Origin of the sequence: [Enterobacter] lignolyticus SCF1 (genome assembly GCF_000164865.1) — a bacterium.
GTDB classification, from domain to species: domain Bacteria; phylum Pseudomonadota; class Gammaproteobacteria; order Enterobacterales; family Enterobacteriaceae; genus Enterobacter_B; species Enterobacter_B lignolyticus.
On sequence record NC_014618.1, the window covers coordinates 1,817,548 to 1,833,106 of the forward strand.

Consider the following 15,559-nt stretch of genomic DNA (forward strand, 5'->3'; position numbering starts at 1 on the left):
ACACCTTTTCGCTGTTAATTGCCCATCTCCCGTGCCGGGCAACGCCTGATACTACTTCTTCTTATTCAGCATCGACTTCAGGTCGGCAAAGGGATTATAGGTTGCGGCGCCAACATCTTTTTGCGCATCTTCCCCGGCCACTACGGTGGTGCCGTACTGGTCGGCCTCCGTGTACTTCGAGTGCTCGTGGTCATGGCAAAACAGGCACAACAGCTCCCAGTTACTGCCATCTTCCGGGTTATTGGTATGGTCGTGATCGATATGGTGAACCGTTAACTCACGCAGGTTTGAATAAACAAACTCTCGCGAGCAGCGCCCGCATACCCATGGATAGATTTTTAGTGCTTTCTCGCGGTAGCCGCTTTCCAGCCGCGCGTAGTTTTTGGGGATCAGAGCCATTGCCGGGGTTACCTGTTACAAAAAGAGAATTTTACGATAGCGCTCTCTGAATCGTCGCTGACAATCCAGACAGCGAGAGCTGCTTGCAGCATAGCATTCGCTTTTTGCGCAGAACAGCCTTACTCAGGGTAAAGGCGGCATATCTGCAGGCGTTAGTACGCGAGGTTAGTTTTCACAAAAGGGGAGAGATAGACATGGATATGGCAGTGAAAAGCAAAAAGCCTGCTCGAAAGCAGGCTTTTCAGAATGTGGCTCCTCTGAGTGAGATCGCGGTAGCCATTAGCTGGCTGATTGGTAAACTAAAACAAAAAACGAATTTGTCAAGACCGCCAGACTGACCACCTTCTACAAAGGTCACTTAGATAAGTCTATTGATAATGTTATTCGCATGTTTTCACGCAATATGCAGATAATTTCTTTGCCTGATTCATCAATTATCCCGATGTGAGGTACATGGGTTCTTACTGTTCCATTTTCTTCATATCGATACCATTCATAGATTGGTAGAATATTAATGAAATCTAAATGTGTATAGATGTGATCAGATTTATGAAATTATTTAATTCTAATGACTGCCATAAAAGAATAACTTCATTCCATGATTGACCTGCTCCCCGTTGATTAGTACACCCCGATGTTAGTAATGTCTTCATATGATCCTGACCCCGAATATGCTCCAGTCATAATCAGGAATAACCGGCTTCATGTTGGCTGCATATTCTGGCAACCGACAGATTTTTCTGCAAATTCGGACGGGGTCATCCATCCCAGCGCAGAATGGGGACGCCTCTGGTTATAGTGTATGCGCCAGGCCTCGATTTTGCACCGTGCGTCCTCCAGGGACATGAACCAGTTCTCGTTCAGACATTCCTGTCGCAGCCTGCCGTTGAACGACTCCACCGTGGCATTGTCCGTCGGTGTTCCCGGCCGTGAGAAGTCTATTCGGATCCCTCGTTCATACACCCATTTGTCCAGCATTTTCCCTGCAAATTCAGAGCCGTTATCGGTTTTCAGTAACTGCGGTAAGGGCCGTCTGAGCGCAATGATGTTCAGCATTTCGGCAACCTCCGTTGAGCGCAGATTCTGGCCCACGCAGATCCCCAGACATTCGCGCGTGTAGAGGTCAATGACCGTCAGCAGGCGTAACCGACGCCCGTCAAATAGGGCGTCAGAAACAAAATCCATGCCCCAGACATGATTCGGATACAGCCCCTGAGGCTGGGGTTGTCGCCGCTGGGCCGATTTATTCCGGCGTGGGCGTTTGAGACGCAGGGACAGGCCCTGCTCGCGGTAGAGCCGGTAAATGCGTTTATGATTATCCCGCCAGCCCTCCCGCCTGAGCATGACGTGAACCCTGCGGTAGCCATAGTGGACCCGGGTTTCGGTGATCTCCCTGATACGAAGGCGGATCGCGCTGTCGTCTGCCGCCACAGAACGGTAGCGGAAAGAGCTGCGGCTGATCCGTAGCGCAAAACAGACCTGCCGCTCGCTGGCCCCGTAGCGTGCCTGCAGGTCCCGGACCCATTCACGCAGGCGTGCCAGCGTCAGTTCTTTTTTGCCAGTACATCCTGCAGCATGGCTTTGTCGAGGCTGAGATCAGCAACCAGCTTCTTCAGCCTGAGGTTCTCTTCCTCAAGCTGCCGCATATGCTTCAGCTCCGAAGGGGAAATTCCACCGTATTTCTTGCGCCAGGTGTAAAACGTGGCATCGGAGATGCCCAGTTTGCGACAGACGTCCGGCACGGACGTCCCCAGTTCAGCCTGCTTCAGGGCAAAGACAATCTGCTCTTCGGTGAATCGTGATTTTTTCATCGGCACCACCTCCGTTCAGGGAGTGTAGATCATGCCGGAATTCTGTTTCTGAATGGCGCAGGATTTCGGGTCAGGGTCAGATATTTTCATCTCTGGATGAACGCTTATCCATCTTTTTGCTAGAAATTGTCCTAGCAATTTGTGCATCAGAGAAATGAGAACCTGTATTATTTCTTGTTTTTTTGAATGTTGTTTGCTGTTTTGTTTTTTTCAATGTTTATCTTTTTATAAAATATTCCTGCTTCATCTAATTCCGATTGTGTAATTGATATATATGGCCTTAAACCACCTTTGTCATATATTGGATGGCTAGCAATTATTTTTTGCATCTGAGGGAGTATATCTAATAGAGTTTTTAGTTCGCAAATTCCAGATTTTAATTGAAGCTTCTGAACATATCCATGTTCACTTTGCGACTTATTAAAATAACCTATCATATTTCTCCAAACTGATAGAATACCTTGATATTGCGATGCTGTATTGTTATCAGCATTTCCATGCAAGGCTTCTAGGATCATCCCGGATGAAAAATCGGGTCTTGTAAAGAGTCGTCATTTATAATTGTAATAGGAACGGGTTCTTTTAAGTGATTTTTTTATCAAGTGGTAACATTATGGACTCCTCCTTCACTATTAATATTTTATATCTTGGGTGAATTTGGTTGGCACGACAGATGCGTATAAACACCATTATTTTCCACAAGGCAATTTATCTTGCTCTGCCTGTGTCCAGCACAAGTTAAAGTAGTTGCATGTTTGACAGCAGACCCTTTCATCTATCGACAGAATATGACAATTTTTCTTCTTACGATCGTATACCGTTTGGTTAGCACAGTGGTGTATTTCCTTGTCGATAAAGATAACCCGAGGGTCTGTTGAGCGAATGCTAATGGCTGATGTCCCATTGGCGCAGCCTTCAGCATGGCAGTCCGCCCATGCGTGAAAACGACATGACTTGATTATTGTTGTATTACGTAGGTAATGCTTTTCTGTTCCAGTAACTACGAACCATGCGTTAGGGGCATTTTTTATGGGTTTCACCATTAGCAGTGAGTGATTCATAGAGGATGTTGATGGAAAACCGGGGAAATCTTCAACAGGTTGAATTGTTAATTTACTGTTTAATTCTTTTTCACAGTTATGATGAAGTTCATCAATACAGGAGATAATAGAATCTAAATGTTCTGTAAGGTTTTCTGGATGTGAGTCGTTATTTCTCGTATATTCAAGAGGGCTATTTTTCCCATGATTTGATATGAATGCAAAAACACCATCCATCCGTTGGAGAATTAATATTGGATAAATTAACACTCTTGGTTTAGGGCCAAAAAACTTGCTCCCTGTTTCTTCATAATGAACATGTAAACCATAAAATGTAGCTGTAATTGAATCAATTTCAAGATATTCTCTTATTTGTGTAGGCCGTGAAAGAAAAGGAATGTCATTCGCTAAAACCGAATGGTGCAGAAGATCAAATAAAATATCAGCATCGTTATTGTATGTTTCAAGTCTAAATATTTTAATATTACTTGTACTTACTCTTCCGTTAACAAATGTTAAAACAGGGTTTGTAAATATAACAGTCCATTTCCCACTAGACAGAACGGCACAAGGAGTATCATGATTATATTCTGTTTTCATGGTACGGACATAACCCATAACTTGTTTAAGATAGTCGTGCCATTGATTTAATACAGGTGATTCATTATCTGGTCCATCATTAAGGATATGACGGATTGCAGCAACTATAAGATCGTCATCTGTAGATCTTTCTTCAGATTTTCGTGCAGAAACAAAAGGTTTATCCCACGCCTTTGCCTCAAAAATAATTAAAGGTGCTTTAGTATCTTCGTTTAGACCAACATAATCCATGAAGCGCATAGTTTCTGCTTTTATTCTTACTTCTTCAGCCACATTACCTTTCGGGCCCAAACTCCAACCCAGAAGCGTCATTAGACGATCGAAAAATAGAATGCGAGTGTTATGCTCATGTAATGTATCGGCACGTGATTTTTCATAGGGGTCAGACTCCCCACTATCAATACTCTGAGTGACTTCATTAATTAAGTTACTCAGAGCATGCTTAAACGAGTTACGCAGTTGCTGCTCGTTCATTGGATCAATTCCGGTAACCGGTAAAGCAGACGTCTGGCAGCGGGCCAGCCAGCATCCATAAAAATATCCAGACTTTCTATCAAGCGGGCGCGTCGGTGCTCATCTTCAAAAATAGTTTTATAGTCAGCAAGAAAGACACCCATCATTTTTACCAGTTGTACCATCCCCATATGCTCATTCTGGAAACCAAATTTTGTTCCGTGATGTAATGCATGAGCCATCAGATCAAAACACTTGGCTGGATCGACAGGAACCAGTGTTTCAAGCAATTCCAGAAGGTAGTAAATGGTCTGTGGCGTGCTGCAATCACCAATGCGCCGCATGTGCAATTCAGTTTCGTTTATAAATTGCTTAAGTTCTTCATGTTCTACTAATGGCTTGGCAGGATTATGTTTTCCTTCACAAGCAAAGCGAAGTTGTAGACATGCTCCATCTATAATTGCAAAACAGCGTCTTACTTCTTCCTGGTTAGTCTCTGTCAGGTCAGTACGTGGGACGTACTCTTCCAGTTTTTTCCCGGCAGCATCAATGATGCTATAGGCCATATCTAACGCCCGGCGTCTGATTCCGATATCCTTCTGCGTACTCTGTTCGGCAAAACCAAGAACGAATCTATCCCTTAATGTAAACAAGATTTGATTAAGCTCATCACTATAAACAGTGGGAGCGGCGATCCAGCACTGAAGAATATCGTGTGCTTCTCTGTTTTCATGGTTTACCCAGAGAATTACCAGATCGATGCTAACTATCTTGCGAATACGTTTCTGACGTTCAGGATCGTGACTAAAGCGTCCCAGCAGTTTCTGAATAAGGCAGAAAGAGCGCATCGGGTCGGTATATAACAGATATCTTATCCCATACCCAACCATATGCTCTATTATGCCGGTATTGATTTCCTGCTCCACGCGTTCATTCAGATAGCGCCATACGCCATCTGGATCAATATCCCACAACCGTAACAGGCGTATTGATGCCTGAAGGCGAACGGCCGGGTGAGGGTCAATCAGTACCCTTTCGATATCAGGTTTCAGTCGGTCGTACAAATCGGGACGTAAAGGAATAACATCCAGAAAAACTTGTGCAGCATCAATCCTCGGTGCAGGAGAGCCCCAACTGACGCTGTTTGCAAAATCATCCTCGGTATCTTCATTGACCGTTGGAGATATTGCACGCGAGGTCATATGTAATAGAGCCAAAAAATGAGAGGTTAGTTCATCTGCCCGGTTAGCATTTACAAGCGGTAATAATTTTTGTCCAACAACAGCTGAGCAGGCCTGAACAATAACATCCTCTGCGGTTGTGCGTACATAGGGATGAATACTTGCAGAGTTGAGCTGTTCGCGAAGCTGCTCGAGAATGCCAAAAACATCTTCCAGCAATAATTCAGACGAAAGTGTATTATTCGCTGTTAGCCCCAGCGCAGCTTTTGTTGTTTTGACAGCATTGATAAGCATAGCATTGGCTGGTTCATTTCGATCCAAACCTTCGATAAAATCATAAGGTATATCCGTACTAACACTGACCGGGGAAACATCGAAAAGTCTTTTATTGCCTGATGTGTCATTATCCCCCCGCGTATTTTTCAGAAATTCCCGGGCTGCTTCAGTAGAAAGATTATCTGCGCCAATCGCGTTGAACAGGCGATATAACAGTCGTTCCTTTGCTTCTTCCGGGTAAATATAGCCAGAGAAATTATACTGGAATGCTGTATTCTCCAGCATTTGCCGTTCCTCCACTGGACGCCGGGCAATTCCTTTGCTGACCAAATCGATAGCATCTTTACGAGTATCTTCGTTCCGGATAAACGCTTCCTGCGCTGCAATGGACCAGAGAAAATCAACTAGGCTATCATTACGTTCATTTGCTGCCAGAAAGAGCCTGGCCCAGAAGATTGCCAGTGAGGCTTTTTGACGAATAAGTTGTGCGAGAACTAACACGTCTGCTTCAGTCGTACTTTTCAAATGCTGAAATAGTTTCTTAACCAGTACTTCTCCGTCATGCGCGTGTTCGCCTGTAGGATTGTACGCCCAGATGTGGCTGTGATCGGCTTTAAGAGATATATCATTCCCGGAAATGGATAAAAGCATCACAGGGGAATCGACAGGATGACGCCGGGCAACATATCCATTTAAAGCACTGACGGCGGCATCAATAGCCTGATCGGGGTGTTGTTCGAGAAAACGGGAGAAATACTCACCGAGTGAATAGCGTGCCGATTCATAGTCCTGTCGGGCATTTGATCTCAGAGGCAGAATTCGACTGTTTCCCAGCGTTGTTTCCCGTTCTTCGGTGACATCGTAGCTATAGACAAACCCGAATACTTTGGCAACAAACGCAGGCGCACGATCTGCTATTTTTTTGATATTGTAACAGAGTACAGGAACTTCTTCTGAACCAAAATGCTGGAGACGTTCGACGGAAATAATCTGTTCCAGTAAACAACAAGATGCATCAACATCGGTATTGATCGTATCTGCAACGTAGGGGATAGCACTTCTGACAAAATAGCCCGGCTCACTCTGCTTAAAGCCATAAGAAAGCACTGTTCGACTGGCTGTACCCAGCATATTGCGTAAATCAGGAGCAGTCACCCGCTTAGTCAGCGGGTGCAGCAAAAATCGCAACGTCTCGGCAACCTTATCGATTTCAGGCGTTAAAGCCGATACCAGATGTACCCATGGAAGTAGGGCCACTTCTTTTTCATCTTCAAATCGTATTGCCAGAGCACCGCAGAGATGGCCGAGCGTGGAAATAACGTTCTGATCGTCCATTGCCACACGTTCAGCAAGCCAGAGCAGGTCGTTTTGTGCAACAGGATATTCAGCCGCAATCCGGCCTGTTGAACTACGGATAATCGGATCGCCATCGTTATCATTAACCAGATGACTTACAGCCTGCCAGAAACTGTGATGATTTTCGTCATAATCCCAAATTTCCTGAAGCACAAAACCCAATGCGGGAGAAAGCATCAATCCCTGCGCCTGCTGTTTAGGGAAACGCAAGGTTCCCGCAATGAGTGCGTCGGGATCGAATGAAACTTTTGCCGCTGCATAGTCAAAGAGCAGATGATGACGAAACTGCACCCAGCGATCGTTAGCATCCCTGACGACAACGCCTTCACGAGAGAGTGTATCAATCATGTCAGCATCCGCTTCCGTCAACAGGGAGGGTGCCCTGAGTGAACGCGTACCAATCATGTGATCAACCAGTACCTTAAGACACTGTTGGGCATTCAGCCCATATTGATCAACGCGGTACTGCCAGTAGAGTTTTAATAATTCGCTCTGGGATGAAATACGACTCAGATTAATATCCGCATATTGCGAAACCAGGTCTGCCAGCAATCGTGTATTAAACGGTACTTTCGCTAAATCGTGAAGCCTGTCAGAAGTTTGACCCAGTGCTGTTGCCAGCGCCGCTGATTGTTCCAGTAACCGGCTGAATTCCTTATCTGACCAGCGTGGTGGAATAACAATATGGCGAACCGAAGAAAACTGCATATCGGCACGTTCGGCCACTGGAGGATGACCTTTAAACAGATCGCGAAGTTTCCTTCCCATACGTAAATCGAAACTGCGAATAGAGGCAATAACACGCCATCGCCCCTTTTGATTCAGTACTTGTTCAATCAGAGGACGAAAAACGGCCTCACCTTTGCCTCCACGGGTCGCATCCAGTGCATCAATAATCAGCCAGCCGTCAGAAGTGCCATCCCATGCTTCCAGTACATCCGTCAGGCTATGGTCAAGCCGGAGCTCACGGCTCAGTCCTTCGAGTGACTCAACCGAATAGTGATCGACTGCCAGTTCAAGAACATCGTCCCCGCGATTGCGCAGGTTGCGGGCCAGCGCATTCAACACTCCGCTTTTACCGGCCCCCGGTTCACCAATGATCAATAGTGAACCTGACTGTACGGCTTGCTCAACGTCACTCTGGCATTCTCTGCGAAGGGTAACGGGTTGACCTATCTGACTTTCAATGGCCTCATATCGGTTAAGGGAATCAGCAATCTCCTGAGAATGCTGCTGTAGTCGGGCAATATCATTCTTGTATCGAGGAGACGCAGCGAGTTTGATCCCTTTTCCCGCAAGTCCGTTGCGAAATACTGACAGATCGCCGCCGCCGCGACGGGACATCATTTCTCCGCAAATGTCGGTAAAAATACTGAATGCTGTCGCTGCATCTGAACCTTCAGCAAGACTCTGAGCAAGCTGTAAACAGGCCGGTGACGTCATATTTCCCGCATCTACAATCAAAACAACAACCAGGCGGCAAAGTTCAGAAGCAAGATGAGGAGGCTGGGGATCAGACGTTATGCTGTTCCAGACCGTGGAAATACAGTTCTCAAAAATGCTGAACACCTTTACCTGCTGTTGATTCATTGCTCCGCAGCCGTGCTGAGAAAAAAGAGATAAGGCAGCAGGAAGATCTTCCCGAATTGAAGCTGGTGCTCTGGTACTTACGGCTAAAACCAGACGATCTTTACTGGAATCAAGAGGCCGGTTCCATTCCAGAGAACCATTACCATCCCGGCATGTTAGCCAGTGCCGGACAAACTGCTCCACAGTCCGGTAAAAAGGACTTGCTTTATCATCTGAAAGTGAAAGCGTTGTTTTCGCCTGAACAGCGATAAAACCCTCTGCGGATGTGGCGACCAATATATCGTCAACCGGCGCTTCGGTTTCAAAACGCAGCCAGACGGGAGAAGCCTCGCCCAATCCTAATCGTGCATCCAGTCGGCTACCAGACAGTATCTGAGCAGCAAAGTGAGCGCCCAGTTTTTGCTCAAATAAAATACCGCCACTGGTTGCTGCTCCCCCACCATTTGCGGGACCGTTCAGATTCGTATCAGACAAGTTCCACCTTCGTATAATGAATGCAGTGCGAATGCACTGGCGTTATTGCTGCTGGTTCTTATTTTATGAACAGTTCGATAATAAAACAAAGACATAAAAAATGAAGGGATAAATCTGCTGGAAAATTCATGAGGTGAAACAAGCCGTAAATCGTAATGGCCGTCGTACACAAACACCCCTTGCCGCTCATCCCCAATCGCAGTATCCTTCCCCCGCGCCTGCAAAATCAGGCGTCGGGCTTGACCTCCTGAACCTCTTAGTGACGACACAATGGCGCGTCTGCGCTTTTTTTTGTGTCGTGCGCACGGCTGCACCTCAATGGCGGGCCGGGCGGGGGCGTCGCAAGACGCGCCGGTGTCACTAAGGCCGGTAAGGTCAACCCCGTCCGGTTCCGCCACCCGTGAGATTGACCTCTCCGCTGGCGGTATTCAAATACCACTTAGTGGAGGTTGCCCTGTGGCTACAATCCTCACCCCTGACTGCGATTTACTCGATTTATTGTCCGTTCCCTTCAGCGCCGCCACGGACTTCACCGTCCTTGCCGACTACTGCGCCCGCTTCGCTGAAGCCCTGATAGAAACCGACGAACCCGCGCTGCGGCTGGCGCTCTGCGGGCGGCTGCACGCCAGCCTTGCGCTGCTGCAACCCACGCTCAACGATCCCATCCCACCGCATCTGATGGAAAGCCTGACCGTTGACACACCTCCCGCTGCGCCGCAACACGTTGATCCCGAGCCTGATTTGTTGTGCGAATACAGCCTCGCGTTGCTCCAGCTCTTGATGGAACGCGCGATGGAGCCGAAGACAGAACAAACCCTGACTGGATTGTTGTGTGAGCTGGTCTGGTACTTTGTCGAAGGGCTGAAAGCCCCGCGCTGGCTGCGTACTACCGACGGCGTGAAATCTATCGGCGAGGTGTAGATATGATGCAATCAGACTGGTTTTCCAGCTATAGCTGATATCCCTCCGGCGCACTCCGAATACGGAAGCTGCGCCGCATTTTGTCTATCCAAACCGTCATATTCCTTTGAACCGCAAAGGCAGCTTTCTATTATCGGCTTTCTTTGTCGCACATTACGCTCCCGACTGTACGAAATGCTTCACGCGTCGTTACGCTAAGGAAACCAGCCACCATGAGTCTGACCAAAAATTGCGCACCAACCGCTGTTGATGTTATATTAAAATATAATATTTGGAGGTGCTCTATGTATACCACTCGCCTGAAAAAGGTCGGCGGATCCGTCATGCTGGCCGTCCCGCCCGCCGTGCTGAAAACGCTGGCGCTGTCGGCAGACAGCGAAGTCGGCATGACCATTGATAATGGTCGCATCATTATTGAACCGCAAAAGCGGCCTCAGTATTCGCTGGCGGAGCTGCTGGCGCAGTGCGATCCGCAGGCTGAAATCAGCGATGAAGAGCGAGAATGGGTTGACTCGCCTGCCGCCGGGAGGGAGCTTCTGTAAATGGAGAGAGGAGAGGTCTGGCTCGTTTCGCTTGATCCTACCGCCGGACATGAGCAAAGCGGAAAACGCCCGGTGCTTATCGTTTCTCCGGCTGCGTTTAACCAAATCACGCGGTTACCCGTGGTTCTTCCGATAACAACGGGTGGGAACTTTGCCCGTACTGCGGGGTTCGCCGTGTCTCTGGATGGGGCGGGAACGAAAACAACGGGCGTCATTCGCTGCGATCAGCCGAGAACCATTGATATGGCGGCCAGACACGGTAAGCGGCTTGAGCGTCTGCCTGACGGGATCATCAACGACGTGCTGGCAAGACTGGCGACCATCCTGACCTGACGGTCGTTGGTTCCGGAATACGGAAAAGCAAAAAGCCTGCTCGAAAGCAGGCTTTTCAGAATGTGGCTCCTCTGACTGGACTCGAACCAGTGACATACGGATTAACAGTCCGCCGTTCTACCGACTGAACTACAGAGGAATCGTGTGGAGGCTTATCTTAGCGGCGAAAAAAATTTTGTCAAACCTCATTTCTTGCCTTCGCGCGCGACTGACGTTTCTGTCAACAATTTGTTGTATTTAAGCACAATTATTCAGGAAAAAGGTTTTGCAGTATCCCGGTTTCTCAATCATTATTTGAAATGTGGTTTCAACTTTTTTCCTAAGGTACCCCTTGAACGTCTCCGCCGCTGTCCGTCAGGCCGTCGCCCGCACGCCCTGGTATCGAAAACGCAAAAGCTATCGTGTTCTTTTCTGGCGTGAAATCACCCCGCTTGCCGTACCCATCTTTATGGAGAATACCTGCGTACTGCTGATGGGGGTGCTGAGCACTTTCCTCGTCAGCTGGCTCGGCGCGGAGGCGATGGCCGGGGTCGGGCTGGCGGACAGCTTCAACATGGTGGTGATGGCGTTTTTCGCGGCGATTGATCTCGGAACGACGGTGGTGGTGGCCTTCAGCCTCGGCAGGCGCGACAGGCGGCGGGCGAGGTCGGCGGCCCGGCAGTCGCTGGTTATCATGACGATTTTCGCGGTGATCCTCGCCGCCGTTATCCACTACTTTGGCCGGGAAATCATTGACGTAGTGGCGGGGGACGCCACGGCGAACGTCAAAGCGCTGGCGCTCAGCTATCTTGAGCTGACGGTGCTGAGCTACCCGGCGGCGGCCATCGCGCTTATCGGCAGCGGGGCGCTGCGCGGCGCCGGCAACACGAAAATACCGCTGCTGATCAACGGCGGGATGAACATCCTCAACATTATTATCAGCAGCGTCCTGATTTACGGCGCGTTTTCCTGGCCCGGCCTCGGGTTTATCGGCGCCGGGCTGGGGCTGACCATCTCCCGCTACATCGGTGCGGCGGCGATTCTGTTCGTGCTGACCGTCGGCTTTAACCCGGCGCTGCGCATCCCGCTGAAAAGCTATCTCAAGCCGCTTAACGTCGCCATCATCTGGGAGGTGATGGGCATCGGCATTCCGGCAAGCATTGAGTCGGTGCTGTTTAACGGCGGTAAGCTGCTGACGCAGATGTTCGTCGCCGGAATGGGAACCGACGTGATCGCCGGCAACTTTATCGCTTTCTCGGTGGCGTCGCTGATCAACCTGCCGGGCAACGCGCTCGGGTCGGCGTCGACCATCATCACCGGCAAGCGGCTGGGGAAAGGTCAGATAGGCCAGGCGGAGCGGCAACTGCGCCATGTGTTCTGGATGTCGACCATCATCCTGACGATCATCGCCTGGGGCACCGCGCCGCTCGCCGGGCTGTTTGCCTCGTTCTATACCCACGAGGAGAACGTGAAAGAGGTAGTCAAAGTACTGCTGTGGCTTAACGCGGCGTTTATGCCTATCTGGGCGGCGTCGTGGGTGCTGCCTTCCGGGCTGAAGGGCGCGCGCGACGCGCGGTTCGCCATGTGGGTGTCGATGTTCAGCATGTGGGGCTGTCGGGTGGTGGCGGGCTACGTGCTCGGCATCATGCTGGGGATGGGCGTGGTCGGGGTGTGGCTCGGGATGGTTCTCGACTGGGCGGTGCGCGGCGCGCTGTTCTACTGGCGGATGGTCAGCGGACGCTGGCTGTGGAAATATCCGCGGGTCAAACGGGAATAAAAAAACGCACAGGGGGGATCGCCCTGTGCGTCGGGTTTATTACCAGAAGACGTTAAACCCCAAGACGATCGCGTAAACTGTAGTAAGCCGCGCCCATCGCGGTAAACGGAATGCGCAGGCTGCGGCCACCCGGGAACGGGTAGTGCGGCAGGTTGGCAAAGGCGTCGAAACGCTCGGCGTCGCCGCGCAGCAGTTCGGAAATCAGCCGTCCGGCCAGGTGGGTACAGGTCACCCCGTGGCCGCTGTAGCCCTGCATGTAATAAATGTTGGTGTCGAGGCGGCCGAACTGCGGCATGCGCGACAGCGTCAGCAGGAAATTGCCCGTCCAGCGGTAATCAATCTTCACCCCTTTCAGCTGCGGGAAAGTCTTCAGCAGCTTCGGCATAATCAGGCGCTCGATATCGTCCGGGTCACGGGCGCCGTAGACCACGCCGCCGCCGTACAGCAGGCGGTTATCGCCGGTCAGGCGGTAGTAATCCAGCAGATAGTTGCAGTCCTCCACGCAGTAGTTTCGCGGGATCAGCGAACGGGCCACCTCGGCGGAGAGCGGCGCGGTGGTCAGCACCTGCGTGCCGCACGGCATACTGCGTTTGGCCAGCTCCGGCTCGACCTTATCGCCGAGGTAGGCATTGCCCGCGACGATCACGTAGCGCGCGGTGACCTGGCCCTTCGCCGTGCTTACCACCGCCGGTGTGGTGTGCTGAATGCGGGTGACCGGCGACTGCTCAAAAACGCGCCCGCCGTTGAGACGAATGGCGTTCGCTTCGCCGATGGCGAGGTTCAGCGGGTGGATATGGCCGCCGCTGTGGTCGAGCAGGGCGCCGACGTAGCGGTCGCTGCTGACTTCGCGGCGGATCTCGCTGCTGTCCAGCAGCTCAAGCTGGGTGTTGCCGTAGCGCTCCCAGTTGGCCTTTTGCTCTTCCAGGGTCTCCATCTGCTTGTGGTTCAGCGCCACAAACAGCCCGCCCGGGCGGTAGTCGCACTCAATCTGGTAGCGCTGGATGCGCTCGCGAATAATGTTGCCGCCTTCAAACATCATGCTGCCGAGCATTCGGGCGGCGTCCGGGCCGTAGCTGCTTTCAATGACGTCGATATCGCGGCTGTAGGAGTTAACCAGCTGTCCGCCGTTGCGTCCGCTGGCGCCAAAACCGATGCGCGCCGACTCCAGCAGCACGACGTCATAGCCGAGCTCGGCCAGGTGCAGCGCGGAGGAGAGCCCGGTATAGCCGCCGCCGACCACGCACACATCGCAGGTGACCGATTCGGTAAGGACAGGAAACGGTTCGTACTGATTGGCGCTCGCGGCGTAATAACTGGTGGTATGTTCAGTCATGATTAAGGCTCCAGGGCAATCCAGATGGTTTTCAGTTCGCTAAATTTTTCCAGCGCGTGCAAGGACTTATCGCGACCGTTGCCGCTTTGCTTATAGCCGCCGAACGGTACGGTCATGTCGCCGTCGTTGTAGTTGTTGACGAAGACCGACCCGGCCTTCAGGCGGCGGCTCATGCGGTGCGCGCGGGAGAGGTCCCGGGTCCAGACCGCGGCGCCGAGGCCGTAGTCGCTGTCGTTAGCCAGCGCCAGCGCCTCGGCTTCGCTGTTAAAGCGGGTAATGACCAGCACCGGGCCGAAAATTTCGTCGCGGCCGACGCGCGCCTGCGGGGCGGTATCGACAAAAATGGTCGGGCCGATGGCGGCCGGATGCACGTGGCTGCGGCCGTCCAGCACCAGGGTTCCCTGGGTTTCGCCGTCGCGGATAAAACCGTGGACGGTATCGGCGTGGGCGCTATCGATAAGCGTCCCCATCGTCGTCGCCGGGTCGAGCGGGTTGCCCGGCTGCCAGCTTTTCGCCTGTTCTTTCAGCAGCGCGATAAACTCATCGGCAATGCTCTCTTCCAGCAGCAGGCGCGTACCGGCGATACAGACCTGGCCCTGGTTGTAGAAGATCCCGGCTGCGGTGGTGGCGGCGGCTTTTTGCAGGTCCGGGCAGTCGGCGAACACAATGTTGGCGCTTTTGCCGCCCGCTTCCAGCCAGACGCGCTTCATGTTGCTGTCGCCCGCGTCCTTAAGCAGCTGCTTGCCGGTGCGGGTGGAGCCGGTAAAGGTGATGACGTCGACGTCCGGGTGCTGCGACAGCGCCTGGCCCGCTTCGTGGCCATACCCGCTGATGACGTTGAGCACGCCGTCCGGCAGCCCGGCCTCTTTCGCCAGCCCCGCCAGGCGGATCGCCGTCAGCGGCGATTTCTCCGACGGTTTCAGGATAACGCTGTTGCCCGCCGCCAGCGCCGGGCCGAGTTTCCAGCAGGCCAGCAGCAGCGGGAAGTTCCACGGCACCACGGCGGCGACAACGCCCACCGGTTCGCGGACGATCAGCGCCAGGTCGTTTACCGAGGTGCTGGCGACTTCGCCATACACCTTATCAATGGCTTCGGCGTACCAGCGGATGGCGCGGGTCGCGCCAGGAATATCATCACGCAGGCTATGGCGAACAGGCTTGCCGGTATCGAGCGTTTCCAGCAGCGCCAGCTCCTCGTGATGCTGTTCCATTAAATCGGCGAGCATATTCAGTACCGCTTTGCGTTGCGCAGGCGACGCCTGCGACCAGTCGCCGCGCTCAAACACCGCCCGGGCGGCTTTCACCGCGCTATCGACATCGGCCTTATTGCCGCGGGCGACTTTAGCAAGCGGTCGCTGCCCCGCCGGGTCAAGCGTAATAAAGGTGTCGTTATCGGCGGCGGCGCAATATTCGCCGTTAATAAATAAACGCGTCTCCGGCGAATAATGACTGGCTTTCTCCCGCCAATATTTCAGATTCTGAAAGTTCATAGCT

10 protein-coding genes, 1 tRNA gene and 2 pseudogenes are annotated in these 15,559 nt (G+C 51.6%); 5 read left to right on the forward strand and 8 right to left on the reverse strand.

Annotated features, from left to right (window positions below; translation table 11 throughout):
- Positions 1–51 precede the first annotated feature (51 nt).
- The 5 genes from yajD to ENTCL_RS08465 all read right to left on the reverse strand — a co-directional run bounded on the left by yajD (position 52) and on the right by ENTCL_RS08465 (position 9,180).
- Entirely contained in the window at positions 52–399 is a 348-nt protein-coding gene (yajD, locus tag ENTCL_RS08445) for an HNH nuclease YajD (protein ID WP_013365700.1), read from the reverse strand.
- Positions 400–1,101: 702 nt separating this feature from the next.
- Positions 1,102–2,210 (reverse strand): IS3 family transposase gene (locus ENTCL_RS08455; protein WP_157865533.1). Its coding sequence is split into 2 segments (ribosomal slippage): positions 1,102–1,949 and positions 1,949–2,210, totalling 1,110 coding nucleotides; the frame shifts between segments, so codons are not numbered across the junction.
- 167 nt (positions 2,211–2,377) lie between these two features.
- Positions 2,378–2,728, reverse strand: coding sequence for a hypothetical protein (locus ENTCL_RS23635; protein ID WP_157865534.1), 351 nt, complete (start codon positions 2,726–2,728; stop codon positions 2,378–2,380).
- 171 nt (positions 2,729–2,899) lie between these two features.
- Positions 2,900–4,324, reverse strand: coding sequence for a hypothetical protein (locus ENTCL_RS22860; protein ID WP_013365702.1), 1,425 nt, complete (start codon positions 4,322–4,324; stop codon positions 2,900–2,902).
- On the reverse strand, positions 4,321–9,180 hold the full coding sequence (locus ENTCL_RS08465; RefSeq protein ID WP_013365703.1) for an NACHT domain-containing protein: 4,860 nt from the start codon (positions 9,178–9,180) through the stop codon (positions 4,321–4,323). The genes ENTCL_RS22860 and ENTCL_RS08465 overlap by 4 nt, the downstream gene beginning before the upstream one ends.
- A gap of 456 nt (positions 9,181–9,636) precedes the next feature.
- Between ENTCL_RS08465 and ENTCL_RS08470 the strand changes: the two genes are divergently transcribed.
- The 3 genes from ENTCL_RS08470 (at position 9,637) to ENTCL_RS08480 (ending at position 10,976) form a co-directional block, all read left to right on the forward strand.
- Positions 9,637–10,101, forward strand: coding sequence for a hypothetical protein (locus tag ENTCL_RS08470; protein WP_013365704.1), 465 nt, complete (start codon positions 9,637–9,639; stop codon positions 10,099–10,101).
- Positions 10,102–10,385: 284 nt separating this feature from the next.
- Positions 10,386–10,643: an AbrB/MazE/SpoVT family DNA-binding domain-containing protein gene (locus ENTCL_RS08475; RefSeq protein ID WP_013365705.1), complete on the forward strand. Its 258-nt coding sequence runs from the start codon at positions 10,386–10,388 to the stop codon at positions 10,641–10,643.
- A complete protein-coding gene (locus ENTCL_RS08480; protein WP_013365706.1) occupies positions 10,644–10,976 on the forward strand; it encodes a type II toxin-antitoxin system PemK/MazF family toxin in 333 nt (110 codons plus the stop codon).
- Between the two features lie 63 nt (positions 10,977–11,039).
- Here the strand turns inward: ENTCL_RS08480 and ENTCL_RS08485 are convergent.
- Positions 11,040–11,115, reverse strand: a tRNA-Asn gene (locus ENTCL_RS08485).
- 5 nt (positions 11,116–11,120) lie between these two features.
- Between ENTCL_RS08485 and ENTCL_RS24125 the strand changes: the two are divergent.
- Together ENTCL_RS24125 and ENTCL_RS08490 are read left to right on the forward strand one after the other, a co-directional pair.
- Positions 11,121–11,183: pseudogene (locus ENTCL_RS24125) on the forward strand (DUF5951 family protein); the annotation flags it as partial.
- Positions 11,184–11,275: 92 nt separating this feature from the next.
- Positions 11,276–12,732 (forward strand): annotated as a pseudogene (locus tag ENTCL_RS08490) (EmmdR/YeeO family multidrug/toxin efflux MATE transporter).
- Positions 12,733–12,784: 52 nt separating this feature from the next.
- Here the strand turns inward: ENTCL_RS08490 and ENTCL_RS08495 are convergent.
- Positions 12,785–14,065 (reverse strand): NAD(P)/FAD-dependent oxidoreductase, encoded by a 1,281-nt coding sequence (locus tag ENTCL_RS08495; protein WP_013365708.1) that lies wholly within the window; start codon positions 14,063–14,065, stop codon positions 12,785–12,787.
- Positions 14,066–14,067: 2 nt separating this feature from the next.
- Positions 14,068–15,555 carry an aldehyde dehydrogenase PuuC gene (puuC, locus tag ENTCL_RS08500; RefSeq protein ID WP_013365709.1) on the reverse strand — a complete coding sequence of 496 codons (1,488 nt, stop codon included), beginning with the start codon at positions 15,553–15,555 and terminating at the stop codon, positions 14,068–14,070.
- Between the last annotated feature and the right edge of the window lie 4 nt (positions 15,556–15,559).

Coding starts and splice junctions, on each gene's coding strand:
- yajD (WP_013365700.1), bottom strand. CDS start 399: ATGGCTCTGATCCCCAAAAACTACGCGCGGCTGGAAAGCGGCTACCGC.
- ENTCL_RS22860 (WP_013365702.1), bottom strand. CDS start 4,324: ATGAACGAGCAGCAACTGCGTAACTCGTTTAAGCATGCTCTGAGTAAC.
- puuC (WP_013365709.1), bottom strand. CDS start 15,555: ATGAACTTTCAGAATCTGAAATATTGGCGGGAGAAAGCCAGTCATTAT.
- ENTCL_RS08480 (WP_013365706.1), top strand. CDS start 10,644: ATGGAGAGAGGAGAGGTCTGGCTCGTTTCGCTTGATCCTACCGCCGGA.
- ENTCL_RS23635 (WP_157865534.1), bottom strand. CDS start 2,728: ATGATCCTAGAAGCCTTGCATGGAAATGCTGATAACAATACAGCATCG.
- ENTCL_RS08495 (WP_013365708.1), bottom strand. CDS start 14,065: ATGACTGAACATACCACCAGTTATTACGCCGCGAGCGCCAATCAGTAC.
- ENTCL_RS08475 (WP_013365705.1), top strand. CDS start 10,386: ATGTATACCACTCGCCTGAAAAAGGTCGGCGGATCCGTCATGCTGGCC.